General features: G+C 31.1%; 14 protein-coding genes and 2 riboswitches. Of the genes, 10 read left to right on the top strand and 4 right to left on the bottom strand.

Going from position 1 to position 15,653, the window contains the following annotated elements:
• Positions 1 to 949 precede the first annotated feature (949 nt).
• Complete coding sequence (locus AB8U03_RS01785; protein WP_369702816.1) at positions 950 to 1,444, bottom strand: hypothetical protein; 495 nt, start codon at positions 1,442 to 1,444, stop codon at positions 950 to 952.
• Between the two features lie 488 nt (positions 1,445 to 1,932).
• A riboswitch (M-box (ykoK) riboswitch) is annotated at positions 1,933 to 2,101 on the top strand.
• Positions 2,102 to 2,328: 227 nt separating this feature from the next.
• Here AB8U03_RS01785 and AB8U03_RS01780 point away from each other — a divergent pair.
• The 3 genes from AB8U03_RS01780 to lgt all read left to right on the top strand — a co-directional run bounded on the left by AB8U03_RS01780 (position 2,329) and on the right by lgt (position 5,704).
• The gene (locus tag AB8U03_RS01780; RefSeq protein WP_369702815.1) at positions 2,329 to 3,555 is read left to right on the top strand and encodes a magnesium transporter; all 1,227 of its coding nucleotides are present in this window, start codon (positions 2,329 to 2,331) and stop codon (positions 3,553 to 3,555) included.
• Positions 3,556 to 3,571: 16 nt separating this feature from the next.
• Entirely contained in the window at positions 3,572 to 4,828 is a 1,257-nt protein-coding gene (locus AB8U03_RS01775) for an Nramp family divalent metal transporter (RefSeq protein ID WP_369702814.1), read from the top strand.
• Positions 4,829 to 4,933: 105 nt separating this feature from the next.
• Positions 4,934 to 5,704, top strand: coding sequence for a prolipoprotein diacylglyceryl transferase (lgt, locus tag AB8U03_RS01770; protein WP_369702813.1), 771 nt, complete (start codon positions 4,934 to 4,936; stop codon positions 5,702 to 5,704).
• 90 nt (positions 5,705 to 5,794) lie between these two features.
• Here lgt and AB8U03_RS01765 read toward each other — a convergent pair whose 3' ends face one another.
• On the bottom strand, positions 5,795 to 6,979 hold the full coding sequence (locus tag AB8U03_RS01765) for a S1C family serine protease (protein WP_369703017.1): 1,185 nt from the start codon (positions 6,977 to 6,979) through the stop codon (positions 5,795 to 5,797).
• A 253-nt stretch (positions 6,980 to 7,232) separates the two neighbouring features.
• Here AB8U03_RS01765 and AB8U03_RS01760 point away from each other — a divergent pair, with 253 nt between their 5' ends.
• The 7 genes from AB8U03_RS01760 to AB8U03_RS01730 all read left to right on the top strand — a co-directional run bounded on the left by AB8U03_RS01760 (position 7,233) and on the right by AB8U03_RS01730 (position 14,622).
• Positions 7,233 to 7,673, top strand: coding sequence for a MarR family winged helix-turn-helix transcriptional regulator (locus tag AB8U03_RS01760; RefSeq protein ID WP_369702812.1), 441 nt, complete (start codon positions 7,233 to 7,235; stop codon positions 7,671 to 7,673).
• Between the two features lie 14 nt (positions 7,674 to 7,687).
• Positions 7,688 to 9,079, top strand: a complete 1,392-nt coding sequence (locus tag AB8U03_RS01755; protein ID WP_369702811.1) for an MATE family efflux transporter — start codon at positions 7,688 to 7,690, stop codon at positions 9,077 to 9,079.
• Positions 9,080 to 9,110: 31 nt separating this feature from the next.
• Complete coding sequence (locus AB8U03_RS01750) at positions 9,111 to 10,262, top strand: metallophosphoesterase (RefSeq protein WP_369702810.1); 1,152 nt, start codon at positions 9,111 to 9,113, stop codon at positions 10,260 to 10,262.
• 29 nt (positions 10,263 to 10,291) lie between these two features.
• Positions 10,292 to 11,998, top strand: a complete 1,707-nt coding sequence (locus tag AB8U03_RS01745) for a TaqI-like C-terminal specificity domain-containing protein (protein ID WP_369702809.1) — start codon at positions 10,292 to 10,294, stop codon at positions 11,996 to 11,998.
• Positions 11,995 to 12,207, top strand: a complete 213-nt coding sequence (locus tag AB8U03_RS01740) for a hypothetical protein (RefSeq protein WP_369702808.1) — start codon at positions 11,995 to 11,997, stop codon at positions 12,205 to 12,207. The genes AB8U03_RS01745 and AB8U03_RS01740 overlap by 4 nt, the downstream gene beginning before the upstream one ends.
• Before the next feature lie 144 nt (positions 12,208 to 12,351).
• Positions 12,352 to 12,451: riboswitch (purine riboswitch) on the top strand.
• A 76-nt stretch (positions 12,452 to 12,527) separates the two neighbouring features.
• Positions 12,528 to 13,934 carry an NCS2 family permease gene (locus AB8U03_RS01735; RefSeq protein ID WP_369702807.1) on the top strand — a complete coding sequence of 469 codons (1,407 nt, stop codon included), beginning with the start codon at positions 12,528 to 12,530 and terminating at the stop codon, positions 13,932 to 13,934.
• 106 nt (positions 13,935 to 14,040) lie between these two features.
• Entirely contained in the window at positions 14,041 to 14,622 is a 582-nt protein-coding gene (locus AB8U03_RS01730) for a YdcF family protein (RefSeq protein ID WP_369702806.1), read from the top strand.
• 58 nt (positions 14,623 to 14,680) lie between these two features.
• On the opposite strand, the gene AB8U03_RS01725 is transcribed toward AB8U03_RS01730, so the two are convergent.
• Both AB8U03_RS01725 and AB8U03_RS01720 read right to left on the bottom strand, forming a co-directional pair.
• Positions 14,681 to 14,872, bottom strand: coding sequence for a hydrolase (locus AB8U03_RS01725; RefSeq protein WP_369702805.1), 192 nt, complete (start codon positions 14,870 to 14,872; stop codon positions 14,681 to 14,683).
• A gap of 139 nt (positions 14,873 to 15,011) precedes the next feature.
• Positions 15,012 to 15,593, bottom strand: coding sequence for a GDSL-type esterase/lipase family protein (locus AB8U03_RS01720; RefSeq protein WP_369702804.1), 582 nt, complete (start codon positions 15,591 to 15,593; stop codon positions 15,012 to 15,014).
• Positions 15,594 to 15,653: the final 60 nt, after the last annotated feature.

Raw genomic sequence — 15,653 nt, 5'->3', positions numbered from 1 at the left:
ATTTAATTTTAACAGCAAAAGGAAGTGAAATGAATGGTACAAGAGTACAGGAATATCTACCAAATCATATTGCTGTGACACTAGATTTGATAAAAAATTACCGCATAAAATAACTGATATTGGTTTTACAGGTCATGTAGAATTTGATGGTGGAGCAGCAAAATGTTTTAGACCTGATGTTAAGCTAATTAATTCGTAAATCAAAAATTTTACAAAGAAAAAGCCAGGGGTGAAAATCCCTGGAACAATAATTAATTAAAGTAAAAAAATATATGTTATTTAATATAGGAATCTGGGGGAAGTTTAAACACTGGGGATTCATCATCCCCAGCACAAATAAGTATCAACATATTGTTGCTATATATTAATATTTCTAATATATTGATAACCTTATGTGAATTATTATTTACAGAATTCAATTTATTATTCTAGTAATTTGAGGAAGGATTTTATGAAAGTATTGACTATAAAGCGACCATGGGAAAGTCTCATAGCTCTACGTGAGAAACATATGTTTTGTCGTCAAAAATAATTTAGAAATCCTAGATTTTCCTCCTTTTGGGAGAATCCTTTTGCTTTTTAAATATTATTTTAAATCATACTAATTAGAATATATTCAATATTTACATATAATTAAGATCCATATTATTGAGGAAATATGATTTGAAATAATAAATTGTGGTATAATGTATTTAAAAGAAGCCGTCACGGTTTTAAAAAATTGTTTTTAAGGTTTTTAGTTAATTAAAATGTACTTAGGCATGGGTACATTTTAATTTTTTGAGTTTTTTTCTTCAGTGGTTATAGATATTTCATTTTCAGTTAACTTGCCAACTGAAGATTTACCTTTAATTTTAAGTCTATCTTTAAGATATGTTTCTAATAATTATTATAGCATAATTTTTAACCGACACAGAAATAATTATACCCCGAGAAATCGGGGCTGTTGCTATACTATATTAATATAGTAATATGAGATTTTGTGAGTAAGAACCGTATCGGTTGTTTTATTATTATTAAATTGAATAATATCTATTTTATGTTTGCCAGCTTTGATATCATTTCCCTTTAACTCTATATTTGTTTTATTATTGGATAATTGTTTCCTAGAGTTAAAAATACCGTCTATAAATATATAGCTTAGATATTTATTATTAAACTCACTTGGGACTATTTCAACTTTTTGAGATGAAGTATTTTTCTTAATATTTATAATCGGAATATTTCCATCTTTAAATGTATTGGATGATGAAGATATATAAAATTTGCCTGGGCCCATATCAGTTTTTAGAGCTTTAGGTAGTTCTACTAAATCGTTTTTAGTTTTATTCTCTATATTTTGAACCTTGTTTTTAACATTGTTAGATTGTTGCTGAGTTCCACAGCCTGCTAAATTTATTATAATCAGTAAAGATGTTATAATTATATAAAAATTTTTCCGCATTTATATCACTCCTTGTATAATGTAGTCATAATTAAGTTTATACATTATAAGAACAGTTATGCTAGAGAATTAAAGGAGCAGGTGGAAGATTATTAAAAATTTTATTTAGCAATTAAAAACTCCGGCTTGAAAGCTGGAGTTATGCTTTATGTAGACATTTCCAAAAACTTTCTATTGATTAACAAATAGATTGTGATATAATGTTTCTCAATCTATGTTTTTTTGATTGTATCCTTTAACCAAAGGAAAGAGCTGACCTATTTTTGATCAGCTCTTTTTTATATTATTATAATAACCTTAAAAAATATAATACAGAACTCGGCTTATAGATTTACTTATGGATTGAAAACACTAGGTCTTATGCTTAGTGTTTTTTATTTTAACATATTTTTAATAAATAAAAGTATTAACAATTAAATCTTATATATATATAATAGATATTGGATCGTTATTAGCTGAAGATGAAATAATATGCTTTTATAAAAATTTAATAATATTGTTAGGTGAGGCTCCTATGTATAGGATATATGCTAATGCCCAAAAACATCGAGAGATGCCAATGGGTCAACAAGTACTGCCGGATTAAGGTTTTACTTAATATAGCTGAGTTTAACTCAAAGCCACATAGTGCTAAAGCTCAACGAAGGAATAATGATGTGTTATTTTGACGAGCTTTTAAAAGCTTTTTTTTTATTTTATGGATTAATTTTAAAGTAAATATTACTATTTTAAATTATGGAGAGTGATAAGTTTAATGGACAGCGGACCGGAGTATAAACATAATAGAATAAGATTTGGGAACTTATTAAAGAATATAATAGGGGTGTGCCTACATTAAACTTTAAACATTGCATTGTGCGCCCCAAAAAAGAGGAGTGAGTTCAATGCAATTTAGAAGTGTTTACCTAAGCAGAATATTAGGCAATAAGATTTTTACGGTTAATAAAGATGTAATAGGAACTTTAAAGGATTTAGCTGTTGATGTGAATTTTCAAAATCCTAAAGTTACTATGGCTGCTGTTAAAACAAAAGCGGGAGTAAAATTTATTGATTTTGATAGTATTAATATTTCTAAAGGAAAAGGACAATATGTTTTAATATGTAATAAAGTTGTAGATAAAGATATAAGCAACAACATGCTGCTGAAAAAGTATGTTTTGGATAAACAAATCGTTGATGTTAATGGAAGAAAAGTAGTTAGAGCCAACGATATCAGATTGGCTATAGTGCCTTCAGGAATGTTTATTGCAGCAGTAGATATCGGTATGGATGGACTGCTGCGACGGATTGGAATTGCCAAACCGCTAAAAAGGTTAGGATTTAAAGTATCAAGTAAACTCATATTGTGGGATAACGTTCAAACAGCGTTTACTTCAAAAAATATCTTGCTTTCCAAAACCTATAATAAATTACACACACTTCATCCCTCGGATTTAGCGGATATAATTGAAGATTTTGACTCAAATACAGGAGAAATTATTTTTGCAAGTTTGGATAATACAAAAGCTGCAGATGTGTTAGAAGAATTAGAAGAAGATGTACAGGTGAGATTACTTAAAACTTTATCTACAGATAAGGCAGTTGATATACTAGAAGAAATGCCGGCAGATGAAGCAGCTGATGTATTGGATGAATTAAATGAAAACAGGGCAGAGGAATTATTGAATAAAATGGAAAAAGAATCTTCAGATGAAATAAGGGAACTTATGGAATATGACGAATATCTAGTGGGAAGTATTATGAATACTGATTTCATATCATGTCCTGCTGACTATACCGTAGCTGATGCAATGAATGATATTCGTAAATCTACAGAAGAAATTGACCAGGTCTATTATGTTTATATTGTGGATAATGTCAATAAAATTATTGGAGAAATATCTTTAAGGGATTTAATTGTTTCTACCGCAGACGAAAAATTAGAAGATATTATGAATAAAGAGATTATATATATACAGGATACAGACGAAATAAGAGATTTGGTAAAAGTTATATCAAAATATGATCTATTTACTGTGCCTGTAGTTGATAAATATATCCACCTAATGGGAATTGCATATATAAATGATATTTTTTATGAACTTATTAAACATAATAGGAAATTGAAGTAATGGAGGGGTGATAAAGATGAATGCAAAAAGAAAAAATTGGATGACAAATCTATTTATATTTTTAAGTGTTTTAGGGCCTGGGATTATAACAGGCAGTGTAGATAATGATGCAGGTGGTATTACAACATATTCTGTAGCAGGGGCTACTTATGGTTATAAATTGCTTTGGTCACTAATCCCATGTTTTATCGTACTCTTTGTGGTGCAGGAAATGAATGCCAGAATGGGTATAGTTACAGGAAAAGGGCTGGCAGATTTAATTAGAGAAAATTTTGGCGTCAAGATAACTTTTTTTATATTCATTGGCCTGATTATTGCAGATATAGGAAATACGGCTACTGAGTTTGCAGGTGTGGCAGGCAGCATGCAGGTTTTGGGAGTAAGTAAATATATATCAGTACCCCTGGCTGCTGTTGCAGTGTGGATTCTGGTAGTAAAGGGCACATACAAAACCACTGAAAAGATATTTTTGATTTTTAGCATATTTTTATTATCCTATGTTGCTTCTGCATTTCTTGCTAAACCGGACTGGCATGAAATAGGGACTGCTTTAATTCATCCTACTGTTAAAGTTGATTTTAATTATATAAGTATGGTTATTGGTATGGTGGGAACCACCATTGCTCCATGGATGCAATTTTACATGCAGTCATCGGTTATAGAAAAAGGTCTTAAGATTGAAGATCTTAAATATGAAATTTGGGATGTTGCTGCAGGTAGTATTATTACAGTTGCAGTTGCTTTCTTTATAATCGTAGCTTGCGGGGCCACACTTCATAAAGGCGGAATCCAAATAAAAGAGGCTGAAGATGCTGCAGTAGCATTGAAACCTCTTGCAGGAGTTTTTGCTTCACAGATTTTTGCATTTGGACTTTTTATAGCTTCCATTTTTTCAGCTACGATACTACCACTGGCTACAGCATTTTATATTTGTGAAGCATTTGGTTTTGAAGCTGGTATAGATAAAACATTAAAGGAAGCACCACAGTTTTTTACCTTATTTACCATTATAATTATTATAGGAGTTGTCATTATATTGATTCCAAAGGCACCTTTAATTCAGATAACATTATGGTCACAGGTAATAAACGGTGTATTATTGCCGGTAGTTTTAATCTGCATGATGCTTATGGTAAATAATAAGGAAATTATGGGAAAGTACATAAATAGTAAAACCAAAAATGCAATTGGATGGATAACTATTATAGTATTAATTATATTAACTGCTGTATTAACCGCTGCGCCTATTGTAACTGCTTTGGCAAAACAATGACCGAAATAATCTGTTAAATTGCTAAAGTATTGATACTTTGCTACAATTACTATAGTGTTTTTTATTTTAAATGATAGATAAATTTAAGGAAAGGTTGTAATATTTATGGATCCAATAGCTTTTTCCATTAATGGTTTTGCAATAAGATGGTATGGAATCATGATAGCTTCAGGAGTATTGGCAGCCATCTTATTGGCTAATTTTAATTGTAAGTATAAAAAATATAATTTTGATGATTTGATAGATGTATTTTTAGTGTCATTTCCATTTGCAATTATAGGTGCAAGGGCCTATTATGTTATTTTTCAATTTAAATATTATGAAGGCAGTATAATGGATATGATAAATATAAGGCAGGGGGGGCTAGCAATTCACGGTGGGCTCATATTTGGGTTGCTGGCTGCTTATATATTTACCAGATATAAAAAAATGGACTTCATAAAATTAGTGGATTCTGCAGCACCCTCTATAATACTTGCCCAGGCAATAGGCAGGTGGGGAAATTTTTTTAATGGTGAGGCCCATGGAGGCCCAGTAACTTATGAATTCATAAGTAAATTTCCTCTTTTTATACAAAAGGGAATGTACATAAATGGTGTTTATTATCATCCTACATTTTTATATGAATCCATTTGGGATTTGATTGTGTGTGTCATTTTAATATATATTTTTAGAAAAAAGCATAAAAAAGGTTCTATAATAGCAGCGTACATTGGCTTATATTCTTTAGGAAGATTTTTTATAGAAGGATTCAGAACAGATAGCTTAATGCTGGGAAATATAAGAATTGCCCAGCTAATGAGCCTTGTGGGAATTTTATTCAGTATAGGTTATTTTGTATACTTGAGGATTAAAAAAAACAGAGGCTTGTCTTAGCTGGTAACTATTAATTATATATTATTCATTGTTAATAACAAAAAGGGTTGATTCAAAATAAATTTTAAATCAACCCTTTTTTAAAATATCCTATTCTGTCAATTTTAACTCCAGTGTTTTGGTAGCTCCGTTTCTGTAAACTACTATTGAAACTACATCACCGGATTTATGGGTAGATTTTATCTGGTTTACCTCATCTACGGTTTTGACTGATTTACCATCGAATTTTTGTATAATGTCGCCTGTTTTCAGTCCGGCATTTTCGGCTGCACTGGATTGTTCAACTTGTTTTACGTAAACACCCTGGGGTATGTTATATTGCTGCGATAAGCTGGAATCAATATCTATACATTCAATTCCAATTTTCAATATGGGTTTCAAAAGGCCGTTTAATTTGGAAGCTACAGTATTTATTGGAATGGCAAATCCTATACCTTCAACTCCGTTTCCACCTATTTTAGCGGAATTTATCCCTATTACCTGTCCAAGTGAATTTACAAGAGCTCCTCCACTATTTCCTGGATTTATAGCTGCATCTGTCTGCAAAAAACTTTGAGTAGTATTTCCAACGTTGATTTGTCGGTTTGTAGCACTTATAATACCACTTGTGACAGAACCTAAAAGCTCTTTGCCAAGAGGATTGCCAATGGCAACTACCGAATCGCCTACTTGAACATTATCAGAGTTGCCGAGTTCTGCCACTGCTGGCATCTGAGTTTTAGTAGTTACCTGTATTACAGCTAAATCTTGATTTTCGTCATAATTTACAACTTTAGCAGCCACTTCTTTTTTGTTGCTCAGTATTACACTTATACTTTGAGCGCCCGCTACTACGTGATAATTAGTAAGTATATACCCATCAGAATTTATTATTATTCCTGAACCCATTCCATCTTGCTCATTACCATTATTGTTGTTTTGATTTTCTGAAAAACCAAATATATCTGATGATTCAGAAATGGATTTAGTGGATACACCTACTACGGCAGGGCTTACTTTTTTCGCTATTTCTGTTATGGTAAGACCATTTTTACTTGAAGTAGATATAGGGGAAGCTTGGGTTTGAGGAGCTTTGGCTTCCGATAAATTCATACTTTCGTAAAGAGGTGTATTTTTGAAAAAATCTGTATTCGGGATTACGTATAAAAAAGCTGCAACAGATAAAAAACCGCCTATTAAGCTGGATATCAGCGCTACAGATATATAGGATAAAACTCTTTTACCTTTAAAGTGATTTTTAAATAATTTATTTTTGTAGCGGGATATTATATTCATTTTTGTAGTATCCTGGTTTTCATCATAATTATCCATATTAAAATTCCTCCTTGAAAAATCTCTAGAACTTATATTATGATTATATAATAGATTTTATTTGTTACAGTTATATGTCAAAACTGTTAACTAGTTATGACAATTCTGTTTAATATATGTTACGAATTTTATCAATCCTCAAATTAAAAAAAAATTGACATTACTAATACATTATTATATAATTATATTTTGTACAATTGATTAGGAGGCTAACTAAATGGAAGATAAATTAGACTGTGGGGCATGTAATGGTCTTATAACCCATTGGTTGAGATTGATATATAGGAATATGACAAATCTGCATAATGCAAAGTTGGTAAAATATGATTTAACTACATCACAGGTTGGGGTACTTATACAATTATTGATGGAAGATGGACTGACTCAGAAAAAGATGTCACAGAAACTTCAAATACGACCGGCTTCAATCACATCATTGGTGAATACTTTGGCTTTAAAAGGATGGGTAAAGAGAAAAGAAGATTCAGAGGATGCTAGAATAAATAGAATTTACTTAACAGAAGAAGGTAGGGATATTACCTTTAAATGTATAAAAGTAAATGATGAAGTTGAAAAAGTACTGGAAAAAGATTTTTCCAAAACAGAAAAACAGATGATGTTGTATTGGTTAAAAAAGCTATATAAAAATTTATTATAGGAGGTAATGCTTATTTGGAACGTTCAATTAAATTAAGGGATAAAAAAGTAGGTGAATTATTGCTGGAATTTTCCATACCGGCTATAATCGGTATGTTGGTAAACTCCATGTATATTGTAATAGATAGGATTTTTATAGGAAGAGTTGTAGGTGCAATGGCTATATCCGGGGTAAGCTTGACCTTCCCCATTGGAATACTTATAATGGCTTTTGGTATGTTGGTTGGAATTGGTGCTGCTGCAAATATATCTATAAAATTGGGACAGAATAAAAAGGGTGAAGCGGAACATATATTGGGTAATGCACTTGTGCTTCTCATTATAGTAGGTATAATAGTTACCATTTTAGGATTTGTATTTGTGGAACCAATGCTTGTGGCATTTGGAGCGAGCAGCAATACATTGACTTATGCCAAGGAATTTATAATTATAATAATTGCAGGTTCCATATTTCAAATAATAGGCTTTGGACTTAATAATATAATACGTTCAGAAGGAAATCCTAAGAAGGCCATGACCACAATGCTCATAGGTGCCATAACCAATATAATTTTAGATTATATATTTATATATTTATTTCATTTTGGTATAAGAGGTGCAGCTTCAGCTACTGTGATTTCTCAGGGTATAAATATGATATGGGTGCTTTATTATTTCTTAAAGGGAAATAGCTTGCTTAAAATAAAGAAAGAAAATTTGATTTTAAAAGTAGAAACAATAAAGAATATATTTTCCATAGGCATGTCACCATTTGCCATGCAGCTGGCGGCTAGCCTTGTAAATGTGATATTAAACAAGAGCCTGGCAATATACGGCGGTGATTTGGCCATAGGAGCCATGGGCATAATAAACGGTATAACAACTATGATATTTATGCCTATATTTGGACTCAACCAGGGTGCTCAACCAATAATCGGATTTAATTATGGAGCAAAATTGTACACACGTGTGAAAAGTGCACTTAAATTGGCTATTATAGCAGCTACCAGTATATCCACAATAGGAGCACTAGGTGCCCGTATTTTCCCTTATGCACTAGTGGGTCTTTTTAATAAAACAGATGTCAATTTAACTAATATAACAGTAAATGGCATTAGAATATTTATGATTTTATTCCCCATAGTAGGGTTTCAGATAGTAAGCTCTAATTTTTTCCAAGCTATAGCAAAAGCCAAGATATCCATGTTCCTGGCACTTTTAAGGCAGGTAATAGTTCTTATACCAATGTTATTGATATTACCTAAAATATTTGGACTAAATGGAGTCTGGATGGCAGGGCCTGTTTCCGACGGAGTATCTTCTATTCTTACAGCCGTATTTTTGGCATTTGAAATTAAAAAACTGAAATTACAAAAGAAAACAGTAATTTCTTCTGATTCTGAATTTCCACCAGAATGTGCAAAATAAATTAAAACTTTATTACAAACAGGGTGATTTTATGATATACGCGATTGGCATTTTGTCAATATTTATATTTGCCGGGGTAAATTTATATATTGGAAAAACTATTCTTGAAACTTTTAAATATTTTATACCATCTATAAATTCATATATTTACTGGGTTATATTTGTAGTTATTGTATTATCCTTTTTTATAGGAAGGTTTTTAAAAAAATTCATGCCTGAATTTATCAGCAGAATATTCTATTTGATAGGTTGTTACTGGTTGGCTGTAATTCTCTATTTTATGATAGCTGCAATAATATTTCAGACTGTCAATTTAATCAATTATTTTTTGCCTTTTTTAAATACTGTAAATCAAGGCAAGATGAAAGCTGTATTTTATATTATTTCAATGACAATAATCTGTATTATTTTAATAATTGGCACTTATAATGCCAATGTAATAAGGTTGGCAAAATATAACCTGCAGGTTAAAAAGAATATAGATGGCATTGAAAAATTGAACGTGGTAATGGTATCCGATATTCATGCAGGTAGAATAGTAGGTAAAAACAAATTGGAAAAATTGGTAAAAAGCATAAACTCTCTAGGGCCTGATTTGGCTATTTTGGCAGGGGATGTTATAGATGACGATGTGAATCTAAGGACTTTGGAAAGCATCCTCACACCGCTAAAAAATATAAATACTGCTTATGGTGTATATGCGGTGTTTGGAAACCATGAGTATATAGGCAAAAATACAAGATATATGACAAAAATATATGAGAGATTAAATATAAAACTTTTAGTAGATGAAGTGAAAAATGTAGATGATAGATTTTATATAATAGGTCGAAATGACATGGCTTGTAAAAGTTTTACAGGTAAAAACAGAAAAGATATTTTTCAATTGACAGATAAATGTGATAAAACAAAATTATTGATAGCAGTAGATCATAAGCCAGTGGAATTGGAAAATTGTAAAAATTCAGGAATAGATGTTCAGTTTTCCGGTCATACTCATAGAGGTCAGTTTTATCCTTTGAATCTTATAACTAAAAGAAAATTTAAAATTGATTGGGGATATTTAAGAGACTGCAATTTTAATATTATAGTCTCTTCAGGATTTGGAACCTGGGGGCCTCCCATAAGGGTTCACAGTAAATCTGAGATTGTTCAGGTTATTCTTAAGGGAACTGTGAATTGAAAATTCAATAAAGAGGAGGACAGTTTCTAATGAAGAAGCAGGAACCTGTTGTATTAGGTGAAGTTTATGAAAAATCTATGGATAGGGAAGAAAGAAAGGAAAAAGGAAGTTTTTATACACCTCATTATATAGTGGATTATATAGTAGAAAATATTATGTCCAATTTGGATGTTAAAAAAAATCCTTTTGTGAAGATATTGGATCCTTCTTGTGGCAGCGGATATTTTTTAATAAAAGTATATGAAGTTCTAATGAAAAAGTTTAGCGAGAATTTAAAACTTATTAGATATGATTTTAAAGATAAAAATTATAGGGTTGAAGATCAAAATGGGGTTAAATATATAAAGGGCATGGAATACTGGCAGTATTCCAATTTAAGTTATCACATACTTAAAGAATGTATATATGGTGCAGATATAGACGGTTTTGCCATAAACCTGGCAAAAATAAATTTATTCAATAAAAGTGGAATTAATTTAAATCTTAAGCATAACATCATATGCTGCAACAGTTTAATAAAATGGGAAAGGGGACATGGTGAAAAAGAATGGGGAGATTTGAAATCTGAAGATATAGGTGAATTTTGGAGAAAAAAGTATGACTATATACTGGGAAATCCACCATGGATATCATTGAGCAGGAAATATAAAAAAAATATAAAAGATAAATTAATGGATTATTATAATAAAAACTACGGTGGAAATACATATTTACCTAATTTGTATGAATACTTCATAAAAAGATCCGTGGGACTTCTAAAACCTCATGGAAGATTTGGATTTATAATACCAGATAGGTTGGCCAGTAATCTTTACTATAAAGATTTTAGAAAGAACCTGCTTGAAAATTATAATATATTGAATCTGGTTTTTGAAATAAAATTTCCAGAAGTAAATGCTGATTCCATGATTATTATAGCTGAAAATAGTTATAAAAGTCAAAATAAGGTGAAAATAGACGTATGTAAAAAGAGAATTTATACTATAAGTCAGCAGCAATATTTGAAAAATTTGAATTTTGAGTTTTCATATTGTTATAATATTAAAAGTTTGGCCATAAAGGAGTGCATTGAAAAACAGAGTAAGATACTTTCTGACATATGTAATACCTTTACTGGATTTATAGGATATAGCAGCAAGATGACTTCAAATAAAATTCACCACAATCAAGTTAAAGTAATAAAAGGTGAAAATATAAGAAAATTTGAAGTATTAGGCAACTATTATTATGATTTTATTCCTGGGAATATAAAAGGCGGAACCAAGGATATAAAAAAGCTTGCCAGTAAAAATAAAATAATTATAAGAAAAACAGGGAAGAGTTTAATAGCAGCACTGGATCCTGAAGGATGTATAATAGAACAATCCCTATATGGCATAATAAGCAAAAACAGGGAGATTTCTGCTTATTATGTTTTGGGAATTTTGAATTCAACATTAATACAGTGGTACTATTTGAACTTTTTAATAACAAATCTTCATTCAACCCCTCAGATTAAAAAATATAGTTTAGATCAAATACCTATATATAAGTGTAATTTACAGGATATGATGAAGGTGGAAAAGTTAGTACGTAAAATAATGTGTGAAAAAAGGGAAAAAGCTGTATTGGAAAAAGAATTAGACGAAATTGTGTTTAGCCTATATAATATTGATTATAGATATAGGTATATTATAGCCGACGAAGTAGAAAGCAATAGGAATTGTAAAAAATCAGATTGGGGGGATGATTTATGATAACCTTATTTTGTATTTTATTTGTAATTTTGACATTGTATCTTGTATTATCCGTGATAGGAATTGTAGTGCTTCCAATTGTAGGTATGGTAATATTCATAGCTCTTATTATGGCTGTAATTGGTATTATTTTTAAAATAGTGTTTTCACTGCCTTTTCTGATAATAATTATAATATTAGCAGCACTATATGTGGGTAAGAATAGATGATAAACTACAACATTCGACATGTAACGAACTATATAGGCGATATGATTCATATAGTCTTAGTATGTAAGAATATTAGTAAACTTATTTTAGGGAAACGTGTTGACTTATTATATATATGATGGTAATATAATTACGTAAATTTAATAAATTCTTTAGAAGAACATTCGTATAATCTTGATAATATGGTTCAAGAGTTTCTACCAGGGGGCCAAAACCTTTGACTATGAGTGAATTCCGGGAAGAAAGTATTTTTTAAGTATTTTCTAATTTGGATTATCCCATAATTCATATTAGAAATTTTTTATTTTGGAGGTATCGACATGGAAGTTCAAAAATCTAAGTTGGATTCATTTTTTAAGTTAACCGAGAACAATACTAATGTAAAAACAGAAATTCTAGCAGGCATTACCACTTTTATTACCATGGCCTATATAATTTTTGTAAATCCAAGCATACTTATGCAGGCTGGTATGAACAGCAAGAATCTTATGGGAGATGCGGCTGTTAAAGCTGGACTTTCTGCAATTAATGATCCTGTAGTTGCATCAATATTTGTAGCAACTTGTATAGCAGCGGCTATTGGAACTTTTGTCATGGCACTTTATGCAAATCTTCCTTTTGCGCAGGCACCTGGTATGGGGTTAAATGCATTTTTTACCTATAGTGTTTGTATAGGAATGGGCTATAGGTGGCAGCAGGCACTGGCAGCAGTTCTTGTTTCAGGAATAATATTTATAATAATTACAGTTACATCTATAAGGGAAAAAATTGTGGATGCTCTTCCTCACAATTTAAAATTGGCCATATCAGGTGGTATAGGGCTTTTTATAGCTCTTATAGGTCTTAAAAATGCAGGAATTGTAATATCCGATCCTGCTACCTTGGTGGCTTTTGGAAAATTGACAACTCCACATGTACTTCTTGCAATCATAGGCATTTTGATTACAGCTGTACTTATGGCAAGAAAAGTCAAGGGTTCAATACTCATTGGAATAATTTTAACTACTATAATCGGAATACCTTTTGGAGTAACCCATACTTCAGGTATACAAGTTATAAGTACTCCACCTTCACTTTCACCTACACTTTTTGCCTTTGATTTTAAGGGACTTTTGGGAATAGGAAAAGCTGGTGCAGTAGGTGCCATTACCAGTTTGATTATGGTAATTATAACTTTTACTTTAGTGGACTTGTTTGATACTATAGGTACTCTTGTGGGAACGGCGGAAAAGGCCGGCATGGTAGATAAGAATGGAAGAGTTAAAAATATGCATAAGGCTCTTTTGTCAGATGCCCTGGCAACTACTATAGGATCTTTACTTGGGACAAGCACCGTTAACACATACGTAGAATCTACTGCTGGTGTTACGGCAGGAGGAAGAACCGGACTTACTTCTTTTACTGTAGGAATATTGTTTATACTTTCATTGTTTTTTTCAGGACTAGTTGGCATAGTTCCAACTGAAGCTACAGCTCCAGCTCTTATAATTGTAGGAGTACTTATGATGGGAGCAGTTACTAAAATAGACTTTGATGATTTTACAGAAGCTCTGCCAGCTTTTTTTGCCATAGCTTTTATGCCTTTTAGTTATAGTATAGCAAATGGTATTGCAGCAGCAATAATATTTTATCCCGTAGTTAAAGTAGTTACAGGAAGATACAAGGAAGTTCATCCAATAGTATATGTACTTGCAGCACTTTTTATATTCAGGTTTGCTATGCTTTAATCACTTGCAGGCATGAATAAACTAATAAATATAAGAATATAAGGTTGAAATTCCGTTTCCAATAAACTATGATATTGTAGATGATAAGGTGATAGGTGGTTTTTGTATGAGCGGGAAATTGAAATTTGTGCTGTGTTTTACCACTATAGCATTTGTAGCTGTTTTGCTAACGGGATTTCAAATAATTTTTTTTGGGGAAAACGCGGAGCCAGAAAAATCAGATTGTATAATTGTACTCGGATGTAGAGTATATGGTACTACTCCCAGTCCATTTTTAGTGTGGAGATTGAATAGGGGACTCGCTCTTTATAATAGTGGTTATGGAAAATATATTATTGTATCTGGAGGAAAGGGTACTGGCGAAAATATATCTGAAGCTGAGGCCATGAAGAGATACTTAGTATCTAAAGGAATAGATGGCTCAAAAATAATAATGGAAGACAAATCCGCATCTACTATGGCGAATCTAATAAACTCCAAAAAAGCAATGGATGAAATGGGATTTAAAAGTGCAGTAATAGTATCCAATAAATACCATTTAAAAAGGGCGTCTCTGATGGCTGAGAGTCAGCATATAAACGGAAGCTATTCAGGAGTGTTTGTATCTTCACATAGAAAGGAAGAAATTAGCGGCTACATTAGAGAAGTACCAGCTATGTGGAAATATTATCTTGTTAAATTATTTTGAAGATCAAATTGCTAAATTATTAAAAATATACCTCATAACTATGTTATGAGGTATATTTTTAATCCACAAAACTATTCCAGTAATTTGAGTAATCAAGTACTATTGAATCTGACTTTGCATCCTCTATATTATAACAATAAGCTAATTCTTTTATAAAATCTTTTGCTGACAATCCGGATTTAGAAATTAAATCTCCAATCTGTTTTTGTAAATCTTCAGGTATTTTAGAAAAACAGGAAGTAGTATTCATTTTAACAAATCCTCCTATACAATATTAATATATTATATGTTATATATCTTTAATAAGTGATATATAACTCATATTACATCTTAAATGTATCATTTTGTGTACGAAATGTCAATAAAGAATAGCTCATATATATAAATATTCACACTAAAGATTTAAATAAATTTATTGTACATTCTGCCATCAATTTATGTCCTAATGGTGAGGGATGTAAACCGTCTATAAATAAATGGTGAGCACTTGTATCTTTCAACTTTTCCAGAAAACAATTATAAAAATCTATGTAGTGAAAATTATTTTCACTGCAAAATTGTATTATCCACTTTCTATAATCTTCCTGAAGTTGAATTGTTTTTTCATAATCAAGGATACTATCCCACTTTTTTTCAGCTATAGTTTTATTTACGGCAGGTTCTATTCCTATTATTGGAGTTATTTTTGAAGTTGAAGCTTCTTTTACAATTAAGGTTAAATTATCTGTCACCATCTTTAAGGGTCTGTTACTCATAAAATCATTGCATCCACCCATGATTATTACATAATCCGGATGATTTTTTATTACGTCTTCATAAGAACGTGATAACATTCCAGAAGTGGTATCTCCATTTGCACCTTTATTTAAGACTTCCATTTGGAGAGGCTCTTTTATAAGCGATACCCAGCTATCATCGTTGACAACACCATATCCGGAAGTTAAACTATCCCCTATGCATACTAATTTCATTTTTGAATACCTCCTTGTTTTATATAGTTTTTAGAATTGAGTGCTTTGAACTTATTCATC

Source organism: Clostridium moutaii (genome assembly GCF_041205085.1).
Taxonomy (GTDB): Bacteria; Bacillota; Clostridia; order Clostridiales; family Clostridiaceae; genus Clostridium_B; species Clostridium_B moutaii.
This window is presented reverse-complemented; position numbering and strand designations above follow the sequence as displayed.

What these genes read in the sequence shown, in the direction of transcription:
- AB8U03_RS01750 (WP_369702810.1), top strand. Translation starts at nt 9,111, where the DNA reads ATGATATACGCGATTGGCATTTTGTCAATATTTATATTTGCCGGGGTA.
- AB8U03_RS01730 (WP_369702806.1), top strand. Translation starts at nt 14,041, where the DNA reads ATGAGCGGGAAATTGAAATTTGTGCTGTGTTTTACCACTATAGCATTT.
- AB8U03_RS01785 (WP_369702816.1), bottom strand. Translation starts at nt 1,444, where the DNA reads ATGCGGAAAAATTTTTATATAATTATAACATCTTTACTGATTATAATA.
- AB8U03_RS01745 (WP_369702809.1), top strand. Translation starts at nt 10,292, where the DNA reads ATGAAGAAGCAGGAACCTGTTGTATTAGGTGAAGTTTATGAAAAATCT.
- AB8U03_RS01740 (WP_369702808.1), top strand. Translation starts at nt 11,995, where the DNA reads ATGATAACCTTATTTTGTATTTTATTTGTAATTTTGACATTGTATCTT.
- AB8U03_RS01780 (WP_369702815.1), top strand. Translation starts at nt 2,329, where the DNA reads ATGCAATTTAGAAGTGTTTACCTAAGCAGAATATTAGGCAATAAGATT.
- AB8U03_RS01760 (WP_369702812.1), top strand. Translation starts at nt 7,233, where the DNA reads ATGGAAGATAAATTAGACTGTGGGGCATGTAATGGTCTTATAACCCAT.
- AB8U03_RS01775 (WP_369702814.1), top strand. Translation starts at nt 3,572, where the DNA reads ATGAATGCAAAAAGAAAAAATTGGATGACAAATCTATTTATATTTTTA.
- lgt (WP_369702813.1), top strand. Translation starts at nt 4,934, where the DNA reads ATGGATCCAATAGCTTTTTCCATTAATGGTTTTGCAATAAGATGGTAT.
- AB8U03_RS01735 (WP_369702807.1), top strand. Translation starts at nt 12,528, where the DNA reads ATGGAAGTTCAAAAATCTAAGTTGGATTCATTTTTTAAGTTAACCGAG.
- AB8U03_RS01720 (WP_369702804.1), bottom strand. Translation starts at nt 15,593, where the DNA reads ATGAAATTAGTATGCATAGGGGATAGTTTAACTTCCGGATATGGTGTT.
- AB8U03_RS01765 (WP_369703017.1), bottom strand. Translation starts at nt 6,979, where the DNA reads ATGAATATAATATCCCGCTACAAAAATAAATTATTTAAAAATCACTTT.
- AB8U03_RS01725 (WP_369702805.1), bottom strand. Translation starts at nt 14,872, where the DNA reads ATGAATACTACTTCCTGTTTTTCTAAAATACCTGAAGATTTACAAAAA.